This window comes from Bordetella pertussis 18323 (assembly GCF_000306945.1).
In the GTDB taxonomy this organism is placed as follows: domain Bacteria; phylum Pseudomonadota; class Gammaproteobacteria; order Burkholderiales; family Burkholderiaceae_B; genus Bordetella; species Bordetella pertussis.
Map to the genome: position 1 here is coordinate 2,771,281 of NC_018518.1, position 19,772 is coordinate 2,791,052.

Genomic DNA, 19,772 nt, shown 5'->3' on the forward strand with positions numbered 1-19,772 from the left:
CTCAAGTGTAGCCGTCCGCCGCCGGCAATGATGGCACGGATCCGTGACCGGGCGCGGTCAGCCCGGGCCGGACCGCTCCTCGTTGTCCGCGGCGGATTGGGGCGGCGGCGAACCGGCGAATCCGACCGGCGTGACCGCCATGTCGCCGATACCGCCGTAGCGGCCCGGCAGGCGCTCCAGCAGCCGGATGACGATCGGCACCGCGCCCATGGAAATCGCCACCACGATGGCCAGCAGGTCGCGCTGCTCCAGCGACATCAAATGATTGTCCCAGGCCTCGTTGAAAATCACGAAGCTGAATTCGCCGCCCTGCGCCAGCACCAGCGCGTACAGCAGGCGATGATAGTGCGGCAGCCCCATCAGGCGCGCGATGCCGTAGAGCACCAGCGCCTTGAGCGACAGCAGCGCCACGACCCCGGCCAGCACATACGGCCAGTAATCCAGCGCCTCCTCCACATTGACCGACATGCCCACGGCCAGGAAGAACAGGCCCAGCAACAGCCCCTTGAACGGCTCGATCGTGTGCTCCAGCTCATTGCGATGGCGCGACTCGGCCAGCAGCATGCCGACCAGGAAACCGCCCAGGCCGGCCGACAGGCCCGCGTAATCGAACAGTTGCGCCGTGCCCAGCACGACCAGCAGCGTGGCGGCAGTGAACAGCTCATGCAGCTGCGAACGCGCCGCCCAGTCCAGCAGCCGCAGGCGGTAGCACGCCAGCACCACCACCACCGCCACCAGGGCCGCCTCGAACGACGGCGCGGAATCGCCATCCGAACCCAGCAGGCCGGCCGCCACCAGCATCGGGATGGCCGCCATATCCTGCAGCAGCAACACCCCCAGGGCCGAGCGGCCCAACGGCGTGCGCACCAGGCCGCGCTCCTCCAGCAGGCGCAGCGCCACCGCGGTCGAGGACAGGGCCAGCGACAGGCCGCACAGGATGGCCGCCTGCCAGCCCATGCCGGCCAGGTGGCGCAGCCCGGCGCCGAACACCGCGCCCAGCAACGCGCCGCAGACGACCATCTGCAAGGTGCCGGCGCCGAACACTTCGCGGCGCATCGCCCACAGTCGCTTGGGCGCCAGCTCCAGGCCGATCACGAACAGCATCATCACCACGCCCCATTCCGAGACGCGCATGATGTCCGGCACGTCGGTGACCAGCCCCAGCCCGGACGGCCCGATCACCCCGCCCGCCAGCAGGTAGCCGGGGATGGCGCCCAGGCCCAGGCGCTGCGCCAGGGGCACGCACAGGACGGCGGCGATCAGCAAAATGGTGAGCAGTTCCATGGCGCGGGGCTTGGAGGTGGCGGCAATATTGCGGCAATTCTGACAAAAACCCGGGCTGCGCGAAATCCGGCATCGGCGCCGAGCAAAATCTTGCCGCAATCCTGGCATGGCCGAAAATTTTCAGGTAGAATAGCTGGCTTTGCTGGATCCCGCGCGAAATGCCGGCGGGGAGATTGCCCAGGGCCATGACCACGGTCCATGCGGCAGACAGCAAGAACACAGGCAAGACAGCACACCCCGGAGAGGTGGCAGAGTGGTCGAATGCGCCGGACTCGAAATCCGGTATACGTTTAGGCGTATCGTGGGTTCGAATCCCACCCTCTCCGCCAGACATTGCAAGCCCCTGATCCGTCAGGGGCTTTTTTCTTGGTCCCATGCCCCTCGACAAACGCCTTGTGAATCAAGGAGAGGGCGACTCATGCGGCCCCGACCGGCGAAACCCACGCCTGTGGACCGCCCCCCCCTATGTCGGCCGCCACCATGCATATGCATCCTGCCGGAAAGTGGGCGAGCGTCTGTCGCGCAGAATTTCAATTTGCTAGAGTTTTTCGCACAACAGACATGAGAATAGAAGTCATAATTATTCTCATTAATAAGACAATGAATAAGCCCACACAGCATCAACCGCATTCTCAAACCGGCTGAAGGACAGGCTTTCTTCGCACAGCCTCTTTCAGTGCTTCGGCAAGGCGGCATATGGGACAGACACAGCAAAGGCGAATCCAACATGAATCGTGAAATCTATGACTTCGTGGCTATCGGTATCGGACCTTTCAATCTCAGCCTGGCGAGCCTGTCTGCGCCCTTGCGAGGCGTGCGCACGCTCTTCCTGGACAAGAAATCCGGCTTTGATTGGCATCCAGGCATGCTGATCGAGACGTCCACTCTGCAAAACCCTTTTCTCGCCGATCTGGTCAGTTTGGCCGACCCACGCAGCGAATATAGCTATCTGAACTATTGCAAACTCACCAACCGCATTTATTCCTACTACATGCGCGAGAACCATTACCTGAGCCGCGCCGAGTACACCCGCTATTGCCAATGGGTAGCTGCACGCTTGCCGAACCTGCGTTTCGGCTGCGATGTACAGGGCGTACTGCACGATCCCGAAAGCCACAGCTATCTCGTCACCGGCCAACACACCATGTCCGGCCAGCGGTTCATGTTCCGCTGCCGCAAGCTGGTCCTGGGTCTTGGTTCCCAGCCCTATCTGCCAGCGTGCTGCGATCGACGTGCCGCGCCCTTCATCCATAGCGCGGACTATCTGCGCCATAAATACGAACTCCAGGGCCGCGCGTCAATCACCATAGTGGGCAGCGGACAAAGCGCGGCCGAAGTGTTCCATGATCTGCTCCGTGAGAGCGGGCGACATGATTACAGTCTGGCCTGGATCACTCGCTCTCCGCGCTTTTTCCAGATGGAGAACACAAAACTCACGCTGGAGCTGATATCGCCGGATTACACCGAATATTTCCATGATCTGCCCGAGGCACGCCGCCAGGAGATCCTGACTCAACAGAACAGCCTGTACAAAGGCATCAATGCCTCGCTGATCAACCAGATCTACGATCTTCTCGACGAGAAGGTCCATGATGGCGACAACCGCTATACGCTTCTGACCAACTCCGAACTACGCGCCTGCCGCTACGACCCGCTGCAGGAACGCTTTCAGCTGGACTTTCAGCATCTCGATTGCGACCGCCCTTTTAGCCACGCCACCGACGGACTGGTCCTGGCCACAGGCTATTCTCATGAGATCCCGGCCTGCATCAATCCCATTCACGACCGAATTGCCTGGAATGCCGACGGTAGCTACCGCATCGGACGTAATTACGCCATTGACCACGAGGGCAGCGAGATCTTCGTGCAGAACACCGGTTTGCTCAGCCATGGAGTGACGAATCCGGATCTGGGCTTCTGCTGCTATCGCAACTCACAGATCCTGCGTGAACTGACCGGCACGGAACATTACCGCATCGAGACACGAACCGCCTTGCAGGAGTTCTCTCCACCAGCAGACGGCGTGCTCAAGCACCGTCCGGCCCGGCGAGCCGAACGGAGGCCCACGGTTGCAGCCCGACCCTTGATGGACATCCACCGCGCCACACTCTGAGGCTGCCAAGGAAGCGCGATGATGACGATGATGGCAACGTTCCTGGACGTGATCGACCAAAAAGCCCGCTCCCACTATGACGAAGGCAAGGGATTGGCGTTACGTTCGCTCGACCCCGAGGCGGACGCAGCCCAGCTGCAGCAATGGTTTTCCATGGACTATGCCCGCTTCTGGTCCATGCAAGACTCTAGCGTGCACCAGGTGCGCGACTTCTACACTGCGTTGTGCTCCAGTGGACACGCCGGAGCCTGGCTGGGCCTGCACCATGGCCGTGCGGCCTTTCTGGTGGAATGCTATGACCCGGCTCGCGACCAAGTCGGCGAGCACTACTGCGTGCGCCCAGGCGACCTGGGCATGCATCTTCTCATCGCCCCCCCGACCGAGCACATTCCCGGTTTCAGCCGTGCGGTGTTCGCGCTCGTCATGCGCTTCATGTTCGACCGCCTCCATGCGGCCCGTGTCGTCGTGGAACCCGACGTGAACAACACCAAGATCCATGCATTGAATCTATCCATGGGCTTCGTCTATGCCGGGCTGGCGCGCTTTCGGGAAAAGACGGCAAGTCTTGCCTTCTGCACGCGCGCCCAATTCGAGCAAGCCCAACGCCAGGAGTTGACGCAATGAGCCGCACCACCCCTCCTCATCCCGCCGAGATCGTTGCTCATCTGCAGCCGGAAATCTGGAACAAGGTCAATCGCCTGCTGGTGCGCAAGGCGATATCCGAATATGCACATGAGTGGCTGCTCGAACCTCAGCGACTCGGTTCGGGCGAAACGCCGGGATTTGAACGCTTTCGCCTGACACTGGCTGACGGCGCGCAATATGACTTTGACGCTCAGGTCATGGCCATGCGCCATTGGCGTATTCCGCCTGAATCCATCGTAAAGACCGTGGCCGGGGTTCCGGCGCCGCTGGATGCCCTGCAGTTCGTGATAGAGATCCGGGACAAACTCGGCTTGCCGGTGGACCGTCTGCCCATCTATATGGACGAAATCACCAGCACTCTACACGGCAGCGCCTATAAACATGGCCGGACGACGCTTGGCGCCGCGGCATTGGCACGAGCCGACTACCAGACCATAGAAACATCGATGATCGAGGGCCACCCCAGCTTCGTGGCCAACAATGGCCGCCTTGGCTTTGATGCCGAGGATTACCATGGCTACGCGCCCGAAGCTGCCACGCCGGTGCGCTTGATGTGGTTGGCGGTTCACAAGGACAACGCGCATTTTTCCTGCTTGTCCGACATGGACTACGACAGCCTGATGAGCGAGGAGTTGGGTGAGTCCGCTGTAACCGATTTCGCCGCCCGACTGCGCGAGCAGGGCCTGCATCCCGCGGACTACTACTTCATGCCCGCCCACCCATGGCAATGGTTCAACAAGCTGTCCCTGGCTTTTGCCCCCTACGTCGCCCAGCGCAAAATCGTCTGCCTGGGGTACGGCGAGGAGCAATACCTCGCTCAGCAGTCCATCCGCACCTTTTTCAACATCAGCCGACCCGGCAAGCGCTATGTGAAGACCTCGCTGTCCATTCTCAACATGGGATTCATGCGCGGCCTGTCACCCTACTACATGGCAGGTACGCCAGCCATCAACGAATACATCCATGACCTGATATCGGCCGATCCGTGGCTGCGCGCCAATGGTTTCAGAATTCTGCGCGAAGTCGCCTCGATGGGCTTTCGCAACTACTACTACGAAGCCGCCATCGATACGGACACACCGTACAAGAAGATGTTCTCGGCGCTTTGGCGCGAGAACCCCCTGACGCTGATCGCTCCCGGACAAAATCTCATGACCATGGCTGCGCTGCTGCATGTGGACCCACAAGGCCGGGCTTTGCTTCCCGAATTGATACAGGCTTCAGGACTGGATGCAGGGACTTGGCTGGAGCGCTATGTGGACGCTTATCTGACTCCACTGATCCATTGTTTCTATGCTCATGACCTGGTTTTCATGCCGCACGGTGAAAACGTGATTCTCGTCATCCAGGATGGCGTACCTGTGCGCGCCTTCATGAAGGACATCGCGGAAGAGTCTTCCATCCTCAATCCGCAGGTCAGGCTTCCGCAGGCGGCTCAGCGCCTGGCCGCCGATGTGCCGGAGGCCTATAAGCTGCTGACGATTTTCGTGGATGTCTTCGAGGGCTATTTCCGCCATCTGACCCAGATCCTGGTTGAGACGGAACTGATGCCGGAACATGATTTCTGGCGGCTAGTGGCTGGGCGCATCGCCGCTTATCAGCAAGCGCATCCGCAACGGCTCGACAAGTATCGGCGCTACGACTTGTTTGCGCCCGACATGATCCATTCGTGCCTGAACCGCCTGCAATTGGCCAACAATCTGCAGATGGTCAACCTGGCCGATCCCATTGGCAGTTTCCAAATGGCCCCCAATCTGCCCAACCCTATCGCCTGCTTCCGTCCGTCGTGGCTGGGTAGCGGCGAAGCCCTGCAGACGCTGACGGCCGCATGAGCTGGGACATTGCCGCCCAGACCGGCGCCGACGTGGCCCAAGACATCAATCGGACCGCCTGCTCGGACCTGGATGCTCTGCTCGCCCTGGCTGGTTCCCTGGTGCCCGGGCTCGATGGACGCATCGGTCCGGTCTCCGGCGATATCCGGCCGGGCGCCGACAATCGGGCTACGCTGCGGACGCTGCAAGACTGGTGGCGCCTGCGCCATCCCGAAGCTGGCTCGCATTATCTGGCGCTACGTTGCTGGGGCCTGCTGATCTGGCAGCCGATTTACCTGGGTGTAATCGCGGTGCATTGCAGCGACATTGCTCCGGATCTGGATCGCCTCGGCCAGCCGGTGCGCGATGGTTTCATCGCGGGCTACATTCTCGAACGCCACGAGCCGTTACGCGGTTGTCTGGAACAGCGCAAGCAGGCAGTTGCCGCTCAGCTACGCCGAATCTGCGCGACCTATTTTCGGGAGCTCTCCCAACTGTTGCGCCTGAGCCCGCGCGCCGCGGCGTGCATGCAGGCGGACTGCGTGCTATCCGCTCTGCTAGCCGCCCGTGCCAATGAGGACAAGGCCGCCGTGGCCTGGGCGCATGAGCAGGCGGCCGACTGGCTGGATCGCCTGGGAATCGCCGGCCACAGCGGCTATCTGGTTTATGCGCGCGCCGGCCGGCCCGTCCTGGCGCTTGACCGCCAGGTCTGCTGCCACCATTTCCGCCGCCACGACGGCGACTATTGCAGTACTTGCCCCAAATTGCCCCCCGCCGAGCGTATCGCGCGCATCGAGGCGGACGAGGCGGCAGCCTGAGTAAGGAGCCGGACATGACGGATATCGCCAGCCTGGCGCAGTTGCAGCAAGCGCTCAGCCCTCTGCACGCACGGGCCTATTTTGATGAAGCCCTCTTCGTGCGAGAACAGGAAATCCTGTTCCGACAATCTGCGTTATATGTCGGGCATGAGAAGAGCGTGCCCGAGCCGGGCGACTGGCGTCGCTTGCCGCAGGACGACGGCAGTCGCATCCTCGTGCGCAATGGAAATGAAGTGGCACTGCTGTCGAATGTCTGCCGCCATCGCCAGGCCGTCATGCTAGGCCCGATTGCAGGCGGCGAGGCCATGAAGGGCAATCTGTCAGTCACGGGAGGCAACATCGTCTGCCCGTTGCACCGCTGGACTTACGACGGCCAGGGCCGGATTCTAGGCGCCCCCCACTTTCCCAGTACGCCCTGCCTGAATCTGTCGCGCTTCCCCCTGCATAACTGCCATGGGCTACTGTTCGAAGGCCCACGCGATCCATTGAAAGACCTCGACGTGCTTTTCCGCCGACCCGAATTCGATTTCTCCGACTATGTGCTGGACCACGTCGAAGTACATCGATGCAATTACAACTGGAAGACTTTCATCGAAGTCTATCTGGAGGACTATCACGTGGGCCCTTTCCATCCGGGCCTTGGACGCTTTGTCACCTGCGCCGACCTGTCCTGGGAGTTCGGCGCGCAATACAGTCTCCAGAAGGTGGGCGTGCACGACTCACTGGAACAACCCGGTACCGAGGTCTATCGCGGCTGGCATGACAATCTCATGCGCTACCGGGGCGGGAGGACCCCGGATTTCGGAGCCATCTGGGTAACCTACTTCCCCACCCACATGATTGAGCTCTACCCGCATGTGCTGGTGCTCTCGACGCTCTATCCCAAGGGGCCGCAAGAGACTTTGAACATCGCGGAGTTCTACTATCCGGAGGAAATTGCGCTGTTCGAGCGTGATTTCGTACAGGCCCAACGCGCTGCCTACATGGAGACGGCGGTCGAAGACGATGAAATCGGTGAGCGCATGGACGCCGGACGCCTGGCGCTGCTGCGCCGCGGCGTTTCCGACAGCGGCCCCTATCAATCACCCATGGAAGACGGCATGTTGCATTTCCATGAGTGGTACCTGAGCAACATGGGAGAGCAGCTTGGTGACAGCGCCGCGCCGCATGTCGCATCGACCCAACGGCCCATGCCATTTCGCTCATGAAATAAAAGCGAATGAATTGCATTATCATTAACAGCTCATGCGGACCAGGCCTCCTCCGGCAACGCCAATGACACAACCGACGCTCCCCCCACCGCCCCGCACCCGATTCACGGTCTCGGACTTCAACCGCATGGGCGGGTCGGTCGGCTTCAATTACCGCTTGCCCGGCCAGGAAGGCGGGGGCGCCGGCATTGAGAACCTTTGCATCGCCGAGGGCCGTGTGGAGGAATGTGAGATCCGCCCCGGCATCACCCTGATCGTCTCCGACGTGCATGTGTATCATCATTACGAATCGACGTCCGTCATGACGCCGCGCTTTTCAGCCATCGTTATGCTCCAGGGCCAGGCCCGGGCTCGGCTGGACAAGCAGGACGACGTGCGCCTGGCCGCTCAGAGCGGCCTCAATGCGCTATATGGCGATACCGTCGCCATGACGGGCGTTCATCCGGCCGGCCAGCGTCTGCGCAGCGTCAATCTCTCCGTGACGGCCCCTGAAGCGGCCGACGATGAGTACACCAGCGAAATCATATGGAAACTCATGCAGTCCTCGGCGCCCAGGCTGCGCCGCTGGCCGGTGCCGCACCATTTGCTGCTATCCATTGAGCATCTGCTGGAATGCGACTGGGATCTACCTCTACGCAATATGGTGCGTGAAGGCGTGGGCACGCAACTGCTGGCCCACGCCTTGGCTGCGCTGCAACACGCCCCTGTGACCCACCGCGGCCTGACCCAGCGGGATCGCCAGCTTCTGGAGAGGGTGCGCGAGCGCCTGCACGAGGCGCCCGGCGAAGACCATACTCTGGATGACCTGGCGCGACTGGCCTGCATGAGTCCAAGCACGCTGCGTGCAAAGTTCCATGCCGTGTATCACCGTTCGGTATTCAGCTGGCTGCGCGAACGCCGCCTGGAGGTTGCCCGCGAACAATTGGCTCGGGGTTGGAGCGTACAGCAGGCGGCGCACTTCGTCGGCTACCGCCACGCGACCAATTTCGCCACGGCGTTTCGCGAACGCTACGGCGTCGCGCCCAGTCAACTCGGTTAGCGGCTGGTGCCTTGCGGCGGCAGGCATTGACATTGCGGCATTGACCATCCCATTCCTGTTACCAGCTGGATCATCATGGAAGGCCGCTGCCCGCTCCGGGCGGCCTTGTCCATGGAGCCGCCATGAGCCGCGCCGCGTCGGCCCCCTCATATTCGCTCATGATGGTAATGCTGGGGCTGCTGTCCTGCGTCGCACCCGCCAGCATCGACGCCTACCTGCCAGCCTTCGGCGCGCTGCAACGCGAGTTCGGCGTACCCCAGGAAACCGTGCAACTCACGCTCGGCGTATACATGTTCTGCTATGCGGCGATGCTCTTGCTGCACGGAACACTGTCTGACTCTCTGGGCAGGCGTCGCGTTGTGCTGGGCGCCCTGGGCTTCTATGTTTGGGGCGCCCTGCTTGCCACGGCCGCACCCGGTTTTGGCTGGCTGCTGGCGGCCCGGGCCCTGCAGGGACTGTCCGCCGGCGCCGGGGTCGTGGTAGGACAGGCCATCATCCGCGATTGCTATCAGGGCGCAGCGGCACAACGCAGCATGTCTTATCTGATCCTGGTGTTCAATCTATCGCCCGCGCTCGCGCCCGTCATCGGAGGTCAATTGGCCGTCCATCATGGTTGGCGTTCGATCTTCTTCATGTTGGGGCTTCTGGCCGCCACTGCCCTGACCCTATGCGCCTGGCGCCTACCAGAAACGCTCGCGCCCGCCAAGCGCCAAACGCTCTCCTTGCGGGGTCTGGCCGCGGGCTATCGTGAGGTGTTGCGCAATGGAAATTTCACCGCGCCCGGCCTGGCGTTCAGCCTGGTCTTCGCCGCACAGGGCCTGCTGATCGGTGCGGCGCCGGATTTCATCGCCAATGTGCTCGATCTGCCCGAAACCAACTTTGCCTATCTATTCGTCCCTCTGGTGGCCGGCGCGATGACCGGGGCCGCGATCGCGGCGCGGCATGCCGGACGTTGGCGCGATACACGGATCATCGGACTGGCCTATCTGCTCATGAACGGTAGTTGCCTCGCCTACGCCATCTATTTTTGGACCGCCTTGTCGCCGGCACTGCCCTGGGCGGTGCTGCCCCCCGCTTTATTCACCTGCGGATTGGCCATGTCGGTGCCTGCCATGACGTTGCACATCCTGGAGTCTGTGCCCGCGCTCTCCGGCACAGGGGCCTCGGTGCTGGGTTTCATGCAGATGCTGGCCTTTTCGATAGCCAGCGGCTGGGGCGTACCGCTGACCTATGGGCAGCCCTCGGTCCTGGCCCTGGCCATGCTGGCCTGCGTGACGGCAAGCGCGCTGGCCTGGGCGTGGTTGCAGCATTTATCGAGAATATCGGCCAAGGTCCAGGCACACTGAACATCTTCGGCGTTTTCCATACGCACTCCGTCATCGCCGATACAACCGTCCGATTACAAAAAAGATAATTCCTATTCCCTTTAATTTCTTGCCGTCTTGCATCTGTCCCCATGCCAGATCCCGCTCACTTCTCCCCGGCGCATTCGCGCCGTTTGCGTTTCTTTGCCCACGTTCTGCACCTGCTCGGCGCACTCTTTACCCAGCACGCCCTGGCCCAGGAAGCGCGAACGGGGAACGATATCGCTCAGTTGCCCGCCATAAGCGTCACGGGTCGTGAGATTTCCGACCTCACCGAGGGTACAAACGCCTACACAACCGAGGCCATGAGCACGGCCACGGGCCTGACACTCTCGCCACGCGAAACACCACAATCCGTCAGTGTGGTCACCCGACAGCAGATCGAGGATCAGGGCCTCACCGACACCGGCGCCATCCTGGCGACCGCGCCAGGGATTTCCGTCACGCGCAGCGACAGCAACCGCTATTCATTCTCGGCCCGCGGCTTCACCATCGACAACTTCCAGTTTGACGGCCTGGTATCGCCCATCCTGAGCCAATGGAACTATGGTTCGACCGATATGGACGCCGCCATCTACGATCACGTGGAAATCGTACGTGGCGCCACAGGCCTGATGACAGGCTCGGGCAATCCTTCAGCCGCCGTGAACTTCGTGCGCAAGCGTCCCTTGCGTGAGTTCGCGGCTACGTTCAATGCGAGTGTCGGCAGCTGGGACTATGTGCGCGGCGATGCCGACATCTCCGTGCCCATCACGGAAGACGGCAGAATACGGTCACGCTTGGTGGCCGCCTACAGTCAGGGCGACAGCTATGTGCACTTTTTAGATACGCGCCGGCGCACATTCTATGGCGTGGTCAGCGCCGATCTGACGCCGGATACGGTGCTGACGACCAGCGTGGAGTACCAGCACAACCACAGCAATGGGTTTGGCAGCGGCTTTCCGCTGTTCTATAGCGACGGTTCGCGCACCGATTTCAACCGCTCGGTGGCCAACAACGCTCCCTGGGCCCGGCAGGATACCGAAGCCACCACCTATTTCGTGGACCTCACGCACCGCTTCACCAATGACTGGAAGCTGCGCGCGGCCTATAGCCACACTGATGGCCGCTATCTCATGAAACATGTGTACCGGGGCGGCTACCCCGATCGCCATACTGGCATCATCGCTGCCCCCCCTGCATTTTCCAACTACGACGGCAACCTCGATCGGGATGACATCCATTTTTCCTTGTCCGCTCCTTTCGAGGCCTTCGGCCTGCGCCACGAAGTTGCCCTGGGCTGGATGAGCATCGACAACCATAGCGACATCCAGCGATACGCAATGGTCGGACCGGCCCCAGCCATCGGCAGCTTCTTCGACTGGCGCCGCGCCCACATCCAAGAGCCCAGCTGGGCCGACACGCTGTCGCCCGCCGACGACGTGCGCACCAAGCAGACCGGCGCCTATCTGGTCGGCCGGTTTGCACTAGCCGAACCCCTGCACCTCATCGTGGGCGACCGTTGGAGCGACTGGAAAACCAAACAGATGTATTTTGGCTCGCGCCGCGAATACAGGATCAAGAATCAGTTCACCCCCTATGCCGGTCTGACCTACGACATCAACGACACCTACACGGCGTACGCCAGCTATACGGAGATCTTCCAGCCGCAGAACGCGCGCGACACCAGCGGCGGCATTCTTCCTCCCATCAAAGGCAAGAGCTATGAGCTGGGTCTGAAGGCAGCCTATCTGGAGGGACGGCTCAATACCTCCGCCGCGCTCTTTCAGACGCGGCAGGATAACCTGGCCCAGGTCATCCCGGGCTCATCCATTCCGGGCTTTCCGAACATGCAGGCCTCACGTGCCGCCTCCGGCGCCAAGGTCGAGGGGATAGACCTGGAGGCCAGCGGCCAGATCCTGCCCGACTGGAACATCGGCGCCAGCTATACACACTTCACCACCAAGGACGCCAGCGGCAACCCCATCAACACCAATCATCCGCGCAGCCTGTTCAAGCTCTACACCACGTACCGCCTGCCGGGCGCCCTGCACCGGCTTACCGTGGGCGGCGGCGTTGACTGGCAAAGTCGCATGTACCAGGCCGCAGCCAGTCCGCGCGGCAATGTCGAAGTCGAACAGGACAGCTACGCACTCGTGAGCCTCATGGCGCGCTTCGACTTTAACAAAAAACTGTCGGCAACACTGAACGTGAACAATCTGTTCGACAAAAAGTACTACGATCAGATCGGCTTCTACAGCCAGGGTTGGTGGGGTGCGCCACGCAATGTAATGCTCAACTTGCGGGCGCAGTATTGAAGTGGTCCGGCCAGCCTGGAGGGCCCGACCCGCGATAGTGGATCGGTGACCAGATCAGGGCTGCCGAAATACCCAGGAAACCCCTGTAGAACCGAGCGTCTGCGGGGTTTTTCTTTCGGGTTTGGCCTCAGAACGCCACCGACGGATTGGCCGTCACGCCATGGTCCCAGGCGATGGGCGCGTCCGCCACCGTGAAGGCAGCCCCCCCTGGCAATGCTGCGTGGCCGGCGCCGGCTTGCGTGGCGGCGCAAAAGCGCGGACACTGGCTGCGCCCCGATGGCCGCGAGGAAGAACATGGGTAATTTCGTGTCGGAGATCCTGTTTGGCTACACGACGCTCATCAGCATCATCAACCCGCTGGGCCTGGCCTTCGTCTTCCTGAACAAGACCGCCACGCTCACGCCCGAGGAACGCGCCCGGCTGGCCTACAGCGTGGCGTTCAACGCGATGTTCCTGCTGCTGGTGACGTTTTTCATCGGCGCCTACATCCTGCACTTGTTCGGCATTTCGCTGGAGGCGCTGCGCGTGGCGGGCGGCCTGTCGGTGGCCGTGTCCGGCTGGGCCATGCTCAACGCCCCGGAGCCGCACCCGCAGGCCCAGGCGCTGCAGCAGATCACGCCCAGCATGGCGCGCGAGATGGTGTTCTTCCCGCTCACCATGCCCCTGACCACCGGCCCGGGCACGGTCGCGGCGACCATCGCCCTGAGCGCCAACCGCACCAACGAATTGCGCGACTTCCTGCTGGCCAGCCTGGCGTCGGTCCTGATCACCATGGCGGTAGCCGCCACGGTATATCTCGCCTATAGCCGAGCCGGCACGCTGGCGCGCTACCTGGGCGCGGACGGCACCCGCATCGTCACCCGGGTATCGGCGTTCCTGCTGCTGTGCGTGGGCGTGCAGATCATGCTGACCGGGCTGGAGCAATTCCTGCGTCCGATCATCGGCCACGGCTGAAGCGGCGTCAGGCAGCCTGCCCGTCGGCCGCGGGGCGCTCGCCACAGGCGCCGACGCCGGCGTAAATGCGCTTGGGTCTCCAGATGCGGCAGGCATGATCCAGGTCCTTGCCCTGGTCCAGAAACCTGACGAATCCCATCGCCTGCTCTATCGACAGGAACTCATAGCGCCTGTCACCGTACCAGACCGATCGACCTTCACGCGTCGCGCCCACCTACCCGCCCCTGTGTGCAAAATAAGACGTGACATATATCACACTCTTGCGATGGGCCGCTTCCTGCCGCCAGGCGGCGATAACTCAGCTCGCCCTGCCGGGCGAACACTTCGAGAGAACCAGCGCATGCGCGCAAGGCCGGCGAAGGCGATGGACGCTACGTTGAAGCAGCCTGAAAAGCGGGAAATCGCGTATTGACAATTGTTGACAGCCGAACCGTAGAGGTTTCAAGCAAAACGCCGTAGCCTACGCTTGGTGGTGGGATCGACATCCCACCGGTAACGGAAACCCCTGCTCCGAAAAACAACATGCGACTTATCAGAACCGGAGGGATTGCGATGGCGAGGCTGGACAACGCCGACGCCACATCCATGACCGGGCGTCCGCCACTCATCATGAACGATCAGCGCAAGTCCTCGCGTGCCAGCTGCCGTGCCAGCGCCAATTACCTGCGCGCCGAAGCGGCCCTGCCCCGGCGCCGCTATCCGCAGCCGCCGGTATCCGGCGCCGCGACGCTGCAGGAACTGCAGGCGCAGGTCGACACGCTCGAGCTGGAAAATGCGCGGCTGCGCCGCCTGGCGCTGACCGACGACCTGACCGGGGCGTACAACCGGCGCTACTTCGCCACCATGCTGCGCGATGCGCTGCGCGAACGCGTGCGCGGCGGCGGGCTGGCGCTGTGCCTGTTCGATATCGACAATTTCAAGACCATCAACGACCGCCACGGCCACTTCGCGGGCGACTACCTGCTGCGCCGCGTGGCGCTGGCGGCGCGCCGCTGCATGCGCCGCACCAGCGACGACCTGTGCCGGGTGGGCGGCGACGAGTTCGCCGCGGTGCTGTCGGCGCCCAGCGCGTCGGCGGCGCTGGCGCAGGCCCAGCGCGTGCTCGACGCGATACGCGCCATTGCGCCGCTGGACACGCCGCACGGGCCGCGCCATGTCACGGCCACCTTCGGTCTGGCGTGGATCGCTCCCGGCGTCTCGTTGACCTGGGAGCAGGCCTACAGCGATGCGGACCGGGCGCTCTACCGGGCCAAGCAGGCCGGCAAGAATCGCCTGCACCTGATCGCCAGCCGCACGGCTGGCGCATAACGGCCCGCGGGCCGGTCAGCCTTCCTGGCTGATGACCGGCGGTTCGATCCAGAAAAAACGTTCGCCCTGGCGGATCATGCTGGCGACGCCTTCGGGCTCCACGCGGTAGTCGGTACCCATCAACGTCGCGCCGCCATCTTCATGGATATGAATGATGGCCAACGGATCGTTTTCCATGGTGTACCAGTAGTACCCGGGCTTGAGGTCGTGGGTCGTCCTGGACGAAACGCCAGTGTCCCCCAGGGGGCGATTGCGCGCATACTGCCACACATGACACCCGGCCCGCGTACGTCACCGCTCGTGTTCGCGAGCGCGTCGATACAAGCCATCAAGGCCGGCAAGCAGCGGCAGACGCGCCGGATCGTCAAGCCGCAGCCCCCGCCGGCCGCCACGCTTTGGTACTGCGACCCCGCGCACGCCGAACGCTGGATCGCCGCCACGGCTCGCCCGGATGACGCGACCCCCGCACAGACCGTATCGAAATGGCTGGTATGTCCCTACGGCAAGCCAGGCGACCTGATCGACCTGGCCCACGAATCGGGCCAGCCGTTCGGGCGGGCCATCCTGATGGGGGTGCGCATCCAGCGCCTGCAGGCCATCAACGAGGCCGACGCGGCGGCCGAAGGCTTCGCCGCCGCATCCCGGCTGGATGAATTCCTGCCGGAAACCCCGCCCCAGGCCGCGTTTGCGCTGGCCTGGTGCGAACGCTACGGCGCGCGCGCCTGGGCGGCCAACCCCTGGGTATGGGTGCTGGAATTCCGTCTGCTGAACCAGAACGGGCATTGATCCTCGTGGCGGACGGGCCACGCAAGGTGTGGAAATGTAACCCCACCTGGGGCCCGCCTTGGCTCCCCCCGCGTTTCAACCCATTTCAAAGCCGCGCCCGCCCCAGCGGGACAAATTTGCCGCAACGCAGCAAACGCCGGCGTCCCGGACTGCGGGCGGTTGCGGATTGTCGCCATTGCGGGGGCTGTTTTCACAAATTTACGCGCAAAACAGCCGAGAATAGGCCCGTCGATTAGTCAACTTGGCTGCACGCGCAGCAAGGCAGGTGAAAAATGAAAAAGTGGTTCGTTGCTGCCGGCATCGGCGCTGCCGGACTCATGCTCTCCAGCGCCGCCCTGGCCCGTGTGGATATCGGGGTGTCGATCGGCATTCCGGGCGTGGTGTACCCGGCGCCCGTGTATGTGGCGCCCGCCCCGGTGTATGCCCCGCCGCCCGTGGTGCACTACCCGGCGCCGGTCTATGTGCGCCCGCAGGTGGTGTATCCGGCGCCCGTCTACTATGGCGGCCCCCGCTACTACAAGGGCCATCGGCACTATGACCGCGGCCATCGCGGCCACCGCGGCCATGGCCGCGGCCACTGGCGCGATTGACCGGCGATCGCCGCAAATCAATGAAAAAGCCGCCCGGATGGGCGGCCTTTTTTTGCGGCACGGCTGGGTTCAGGCCTGTTCGGCCGGGACCTTGGCGGCTGGCGCGGCCGTTTGCCCCTCGGCGGGCTTGTCGCTGCGCATGGCGTCAAGCCAGCGGCGCGGCGCGCTGGAGGCCTTCCACCAGCCGTTATGCGGACGCGTGTGCGAATTCCGGTTCACCATTGAAACGTACTCCATTGATTCTTTCAAAGATCTGCTGGCTCGTTCGCTCGGCGTCCTCGCGGTCCTGGTAAGAAACCTGGCCCGGCACCGTCCAGCATTTCTCGGGCGCATTGCCGCCAACGCGGCGCGTGCAGATCTGCACGCTGTACTGATTGCCCTCTTCCTGAACGACGGTACACCTGACGCGAAAATCGCCAATCATTCGCGAAGTCATAAAACAGCTTCCTTTATTGAAATGAAGGGGACGTGTTGCCAGGCGATATTTTGCCGTAGATATGGCCCTGTTTATTGCCGGTACACATTTATTCACATCAACTTAGGCTGTTCTACGGAGATTACCTGCCAAAAGCGACAAATTTGTGGCTAACCCGGGAAAACCCCCGGCCGCGTTTGTACCAGTTGCGCGCCGTTGCAATACGCGCATGGCGGCCCGCCGAAATGAAAAACGGAACCCGCGGGTTCCGTTTCTGGTTCACGTGCGGCGCGGCCGTCTCAAGGTTCGAGAACGGTCAGGCCGCCCATGTAGGGCTGCAGCACGGCCGGCACCCGCACGCTGCCGTCGGCTTGCTGGCAGTTTTCCAGCACGGCCACCAGGGCGCGGCCCACGGCCAGCCCGGACCCATTGAGCGTATGCACGTATTCGGGCTTGTTCTGCGCGTTACGGAAGCGGGCCTGCATGCGGCGCGCCTGGAATGTTTCGCAGTTGGAAACCGAGGAGATCTCGCGCCAGGTATCCTGCGCCGGCAGCCAGACCTCCAGGTCGTAGGTCTTGGCCGAGCCGAAACCCATGTCGCCGGTGCACAGCAGCATGACGCGGTACGGCAGCTCCAGCAGCTGCAGTACGCGCTCGGCATGGCCGACCATTTCCTCGAGCGCCTCGTACGAATGCTCGGGATGGGCGATCTGCACCATCTCGACCTTGTCGAACTGGTGCTGGCGGATCATGCCGCGCGTATCGCGCCCGCCGCTGCCGGCTTCGGAGCGGAAGCACGGCGTATGCGCGGTCAGGCGCAGCGGCAGGTCGGCGCCGGCCACGATGGTCTCGCGCACCACGCTGGTCAGGGTGATTTCCGAGGTCGAGATCAGGTATTGGTCTTCGCGCGCCAGCGGGTTGCCCTGCTCGTCGACCTTGGGCTCGTCGTCGCCGCCGCCCTTGGTGACGAAGAACATGTCGTCCTTGAACTTGGGCAGTTGGCCGGTGCCGAACAAGGTCGAGCTGTTGACGATGTAGGGCGTGTAGCACTCGGTGTAGCCATGCGTGCCCGTCTGCAAGTCCAGCATGAACTGCGCCAGCGCGCGGTGCAGGCGCGCCATCTGGCCGCGCATGAAAGAAAAGCGCGCGCCCGACAGCCGTGCGGCCAGATCGAAATCCAGGCCCAGCGGCTCGCCCACCGCCACGTGATCCCGCACCTCGAAACCCAGCGCCGCAGGGATGCCGCGCTCGTCGGCCGCGCCCGGCAGCCAACGCCGCACCTCGACGTTCTCGTCGCTGGACGCGCCCTGCGGCACGCTAGCGTGCGGCAGGTTGGGCACGGACATCAGCAGGTCGTTGAGTTGCGCCTGCGTCTGCGCCAGTTCGTCCTCGAGCGCCTTGAGCCGGGCCGGCAAGGCCTGCGACTCGGCCATCACGGCCTGCACTTCCGCTTCGGGTGCGCCTTTGCCCTTGAGCTGGCCGATCTGCTTGGCCAAGGCATTGCGGCGCGCCTGCTGCGACTCGGTTTCGGTCTGGACGGCCTTGCGGCGGGACTCCAGCTCGTTGAACCGGGCGATGTCGAAATCGACGCCACGGCTCTTGAGGCGGTCGACGACGGTTTGCAGGTCTTTGCGCAGCAGTATCGGATCTAGCATGGTGTGTCAGTAAGGGTTGGCATTCACGGCGGCGGCGGTCGCGCCGCTACCGTTTCCTGGCGCGTTCCTGGGCGTCAAGCTCATCCAGGAATGCCAGCTTCTGCTGGATTTTAGCCTCCAGCCCCCGGTCGGTCGGCCGGTAGAAGGTGGGATTGAGGCCGTCGGGGAAATATTGCTCGTCCGCGGCATAGGCATGCGGCTGGTCGTGGGCATAGCGATATGCCTTGCCATGGCCGAGCTGCTTCATCAGCTTGGTGGGCGCATTGCGCAGATGCAAGGGCACCGGCGCGCTGCCATGCTCGGCCGCGAACTTGCGCGCGGCGTTGTACGCGTTGTAGACCGCATTGGACTTGGCCGCACAGGCCATGTAGACCACCGCCTGCGCCAGCGCCAGCTCGCCTTCGGGCGAACCCAGGCGTTCGTAGATGTCGGCGCCGTTGACGGCCAGCTCGGTGGCGCGCGGATCGGCCAGGCCGATATCCTCGATCGCCATGCGCACCAGGCGGCGCGCCAGGTACTTGGGATCGGCGCCGCCGTCGAGCATGCGGGCCAGCCAGTACAGCGCTGCGTCCGGGTCGGAGCCACGCACCGACTTGTGCAGCGCGCTGATCTGGTCGTAGAAGGCGTCGCCCCCCTTGTCGAAACGGCGCAGGTTCTGCGACAGCGAGGTTTCCAGCCAGGCCGCGTCGACGCTGTCGCGCCCGGCGGCCTGGGCGGACTCGGCCACCACCTCGACCGCGCTGATCAGGCGGCGCGCATCGCCGTCGGCCCAGGCCGCCAATTGCTCGCGCGCCTCGGCCTCGAAGCGGATCTGCTGCCCGTCCTCCAGGCCCTCGTTGAGCGCGGCGACGGCGCGGTCGACCAGCTGCATCAACTCCTCGGCCGACAGCGACTGCAGCACGTAGACGCGCGCCCGCGACAGCAGCGCCGAGTTGACCTCGAAGGAAGGGTTCTCGGTGGTGGCGCCGATGAAGGTGAACAGGCCGCTTTCCACATACGGCAGGAAGGCGTCCTGCTGCGATTTGTTGAAGCGATGCACCTCGTCGACGAACAGGATCGTGCGGCGCCCCTGCCCTTGCGCGACCTGGGCGGTCACCACTGCGTCGCGAATGTCCTTGACGCCGCCCAGCACGGCCGAAATGGCGATGAACTGCGCATCGAAGCCGTCTGCCATCAGGCGCGCGAGGGTGGTCTTGCCCACGCCGGGCGGGCCCCAGAAGATCATCGAATGCGGCCGCCCGGAGTCGAACGCGACGCGCAGCGGTTTGTCCGGCCCCAGCAGATGCGACTGCCCGACCACATCGGACAGCGTACGGGGCCGCAGGCGTTCGGCCAGCGGCACATAGGGCCGATGGGCCGGATCGGAGGCGAACAGGTCGTTGCTCATGGACAGCAGGAAAAAAACACGGGCGGATCCAACGCGCATTACACCATGCGGCGGCCTTGGCCCGCAGGATTGCCCTGCGCGCGACGCAGAGCGTC

At 63.3% G+C, this 19,772-nt stretch carries 18 protein-coding genes and 1 tRNA gene; 13 read left to right on the forward strand and 6 right to left on the reverse strand.

Going from position 1 to position 19,772, the window contains the following annotated elements:
- Positions 1–57: 57 nt before the first annotated feature.
- A complete protein-coding gene (locus BN118_RS13045) occupies positions 58–1,284 on the reverse strand; it encodes a cation:proton antiporter domain-containing protein (RefSeq protein ID WP_003814012.1) in 1,227 nt (408 codons plus the stop codon).
- 239 nt (positions 1,285–1,523) lie between these two features.
- Between BN118_RS13045 and BN118_RS13050 the strand changes: the two genes are divergently transcribed.
- The 10 genes from BN118_RS13050 to BN118_RS13095 all read left to right on the forward strand — a co-directional run bounded on the left by BN118_RS13050 (position 1,524) and on the right by BN118_RS13095 (position 13,536).
- Positions 1,524–1,613: transfer RNA gene (locus BN118_RS13050), tRNA-Ser, on the forward strand.
- Between the two features lie 398 nt (positions 1,614–2,011).
- Entirely contained in the window at positions 2,012–3,397 is a 1,386-nt protein-coding gene (gene alcA / locus BN118_RS13055) for an alcaligin biosynthesis hydroxylase AlcA (RefSeq protein WP_003814013.1), read from the forward strand.
- An 18-nt stretch (positions 3,398–3,415) separates the two neighbouring features.
- Complete coding sequence (gene alcB / locus BN118_RS13060; RefSeq protein WP_003814014.1) at positions 3,416–4,021, forward strand: alcaligin biosynthesis acetyltransferase AlcB; 606 nt, start codon at positions 3,416–3,418, stop codon at positions 4,019–4,021.
- The gene (alcC, locus tag BN118_RS13065; protein WP_010930939.1) at positions 4,018–5,874 is read left to right on the forward strand and encodes an alcaligin biosynthesis protein AlcC; all 1,857 of its coding nucleotides are present in this window, start codon (positions 4,018–4,020) and stop codon (positions 5,872–5,874) included. Before alcB ends, alcC begins: the two co-directional genes overlap by 4 nt.
- Positions 5,871–6,671 carry an alcaligin biosynthesis protein AlcD gene (gene alcD, locus BN118_RS13070; protein ID WP_014905923.1) on the forward strand — a complete coding sequence of 267 codons (801 nt, stop codon included), beginning with the start codon at positions 5,871–5,873 and terminating at the stop codon, positions 6,669–6,671. The genes alcC and alcD overlap by 4 nt, the downstream gene beginning before the upstream one ends.
- A 14-nt stretch (positions 6,672–6,685) precedes the next feature.
- Positions 6,686–7,879, forward strand: a complete 1,194-nt coding sequence (gene alcE, locus BN118_RS13075) for an alcaligin biosynthesis hydroxylase AlcE (protein WP_005013753.1) — start codon at positions 6,686–6,688, stop codon at positions 7,877–7,879.
- Between the two features lie 67 nt (positions 7,880–7,946).
- Complete coding sequence (gene alcR / locus BN118_RS13080; protein WP_041166195.1) at positions 7,947–8,921, forward strand: alcaligin siderophore biosynthesis transcriptional regulator AlcR; 975 nt, start codon at positions 7,947–7,949, stop codon at positions 8,919–8,921.
- 122 nt (positions 8,922–9,043) lie between these two features.
- Complete coding sequence (gene bcr / locus BN118_RS13085; protein ID WP_014905925.1) at positions 9,044–10,267, forward strand: alcaligin export MFS transporter Bcr; 1,224 nt, start codon at positions 9,044–9,046, stop codon at positions 10,265–10,267.
- 110 nt (positions 10,268–10,377) lie between these two features.
- Positions 10,378–12,582 carry a TonB-dependent alcaligin siderophore receptor FauA gene (gene fauA, locus BN118_RS13090; RefSeq protein WP_014905926.1) on the forward strand — a complete coding sequence of 735 codons (2,205 nt, stop codon included), beginning with the start codon at positions 10,378–10,380 and terminating at the stop codon, positions 12,580–12,582.
- 294 nt (positions 12,583–12,876) lie between these two features.
- Entirely contained in the window at positions 12,877–13,536 is a 660-nt protein-coding gene (locus BN118_RS13095) for a MarC family protein (RefSeq protein WP_014905927.1), read from the forward strand.
- Between the two features lie 7 nt (positions 13,537–13,543).
- Here the strand turns inward: BN118_RS13095 and BN118_RS13100 are convergent, their stop codons facing one another.
- A complete protein-coding gene (locus tag BN118_RS13100; protein ID WP_033446552.1) occupies positions 13,544–13,750 on the reverse strand; it encodes a hypothetical protein in 207 nt (68 codons plus the stop codon).
- A gap of 338 nt (positions 13,751–14,088) precedes the next feature.
- On the opposite strand from BN118_RS13100, the gene BN118_RS13105 reads away from it, so the two are divergent.
- Positions 14,089–14,844 carry a GGDEF domain-containing protein gene (locus BN118_RS13105; protein ID WP_003814021.1) on the forward strand — a complete coding sequence of 252 codons (756 nt, stop codon included), beginning with the start codon at positions 14,089–14,091 and terminating at the stop codon, positions 14,842–14,844.
- Between the two features lie 15 nt (positions 14,845–14,859).
- Here the strand turns inward: BN118_RS13105 and BN118_RS20500 are convergent, their stop codons facing one another.
- Positions 14,860–15,021: a hypothetical protein gene (locus BN118_RS20500; RefSeq protein ID WP_003814022.1), complete on the reverse strand. Its 162-nt coding sequence runs from the start codon at positions 15,019–15,021 to the stop codon at positions 14,860–14,862.
- Positions 15,022–15,114: 93 nt separating this feature from the next.
- Between BN118_RS20500 and BN118_RS13115 the strand changes: the two genes are divergently transcribed.
- Both BN118_RS13115 and BN118_RS13120 read left to right on the forward strand, forming a co-directional pair.
- Positions 15,115–15,630 carry a hypothetical protein gene (locus BN118_RS13115; protein ID WP_003814023.1) on the forward strand — a complete coding sequence of 172 codons (516 nt, stop codon included), beginning with the start codon at positions 15,115–15,117 and terminating at the stop codon, positions 15,628–15,630.
- A 272-nt stretch (positions 15,631–15,902) separates the two neighbouring features.
- Complete coding sequence (locus BN118_RS13120) at positions 15,903–16,220, forward strand: virulence factor (protein ID WP_003814024.1); 318 nt, start codon at positions 15,903–15,905, stop codon at positions 16,218–16,220.
- Between the two features lie 187 nt (positions 16,221–16,407).
- Here BN118_RS13120 and BN118_RS21250 read toward each other — a convergent pair whose 3' ends face one another.
- The 3 genes from BN118_RS21250 to BN118_RS13135 form a co-directional block, all read right to left on the reverse strand.
- Positions 16,408–16,656 (reverse strand): hypothetical protein, encoded by a 249-nt coding sequence (locus BN118_RS21250; RefSeq protein ID WP_003814025.1) that lies wholly within the window; start codon positions 16,654–16,656, stop codon positions 16,408–16,410.
- A 278-nt stretch (positions 16,657–16,934) separates the two neighbouring features.
- The gene (serS, locus tag BN118_RS13130) at positions 16,935–18,290 is read right to left on the reverse strand and encodes a serine--tRNA ligase (RefSeq protein ID WP_010930944.1); all 1,356 of its coding nucleotides are present in this window, start codon (positions 18,288–18,290) and stop codon (positions 16,935–16,937) included.
- Between the two features lie 46 nt (positions 18,291–18,336).
- Positions 18,337–19,677: a replication-associated recombination protein A gene (locus BN118_RS13135; protein ID WP_010930945.1), complete on the reverse strand. Its 1,341-nt coding sequence runs from the start codon at positions 19,675–19,677 to the stop codon at positions 18,337–18,339.
- Positions 19,678–19,772: the final 95 nt, after the last annotated feature.

Excerpts from the sequence above, each read along its gene's own strand:
- BN118_RS13045 (WP_003814012.1), bottom strand. The coding sequence starts at position 1,284 with ATGGAACTGCTCACCATTTTGCTGATCGCCGCCGTCCTGTGCGTGCCC.
- alcA (WP_003814013.1), top strand. The coding sequence starts at position 2,012 with ATGAATCGTGAAATCTATGACTTCGTGGCTATCGGTATCGGACCTTTC.
- alcB (WP_003814014.1), top strand. The coding sequence starts at position 3,416 with ATGATGACGATGATGGCAACGTTCCTGGACGTGATCGACCAAAAAGCC.
- alcC (WP_010930939.1), top strand. The coding sequence starts at position 4,018 with ATGAGCCGCACCACCCCTCCTCATCCCGCCGAGATCGTTGCTCATCTG.
- alcD (WP_014905923.1), top strand. The coding sequence starts at position 5,871 with ATGAGCTGGGACATTGCCGCCCAGACCGGCGCCGACGTGGCCCAAGAC.
- alcE (WP_005013753.1), top strand. The coding sequence starts at position 6,686 with ATGACGGATATCGCCAGCCTGGCGCAGTTGCAGCAAGCGCTCAGCCCT.
- alcR (WP_041166195.1), top strand. The coding sequence starts at position 7,947 with ATGACACAACCGACGCTCCCCCCACCGCCCCGCACCCGATTCACGGTC.
- bcr (WP_014905925.1), top strand. The coding sequence starts at position 9,044 with ATGAGCCGCGCCGCGTCGGCCCCCTCATATTCGCTCATGATGGTAATG.
- fauA (WP_014905926.1), top strand. The coding sequence starts at position 10,378 with ATGCCAGATCCCGCTCACTTCTCCCCGGCGCATTCGCGCCGTTTGCGT.
- BN118_RS13095 (WP_014905927.1), top strand. The coding sequence starts at position 12,877 with ATGGGTAATTTCGTGTCGGAGATCCTGTTTGGCTACACGACGCTCATC.
- BN118_RS13105 (WP_003814021.1), top strand. The coding sequence starts at position 14,089 with ATGGCGAGGCTGGACAACGCCGACGCCACATCCATGACCGGGCGTCCG.
- BN118_RS20500 (WP_003814022.1), bottom strand. The coding sequence starts at position 15,021 with ATGGAAAACGATCCGTTGGCCATCATTCATATCCATGAAGATGGCGGC.
- BN118_RS13115 (WP_003814023.1), top strand. The coding sequence starts at position 15,115 with ATGACACCCGGCCCGCGTACGTCACCGCTCGTGTTCGCGAGCGCGTCG.
- BN118_RS13120 (WP_003814024.1), top strand. The coding sequence starts at position 15,903 with ATGAAAAAGTGGTTCGTTGCTGCCGGCATCGGCGCTGCCGGACTCATG.
- BN118_RS21250 (WP_003814025.1), bottom strand. The coding sequence starts at position 16,656 with ATGACTTCGCGAATGATTGGCGATTTTCGCGTCAGGTGTACCGTCGTT.
- serS (WP_010930944.1), bottom strand. The coding sequence starts at position 18,290 with ATGCTAGATCCGATACTGCTGCGCAAAGACCTGCAAACCGTCGTCGAC.
- BN118_RS13135 (WP_010930945.1), bottom strand. The coding sequence starts at position 19,677 with ATGAGCAACGACCTGTTCGCCTCCGATCCGGCCCATCGGCCCTATGTG.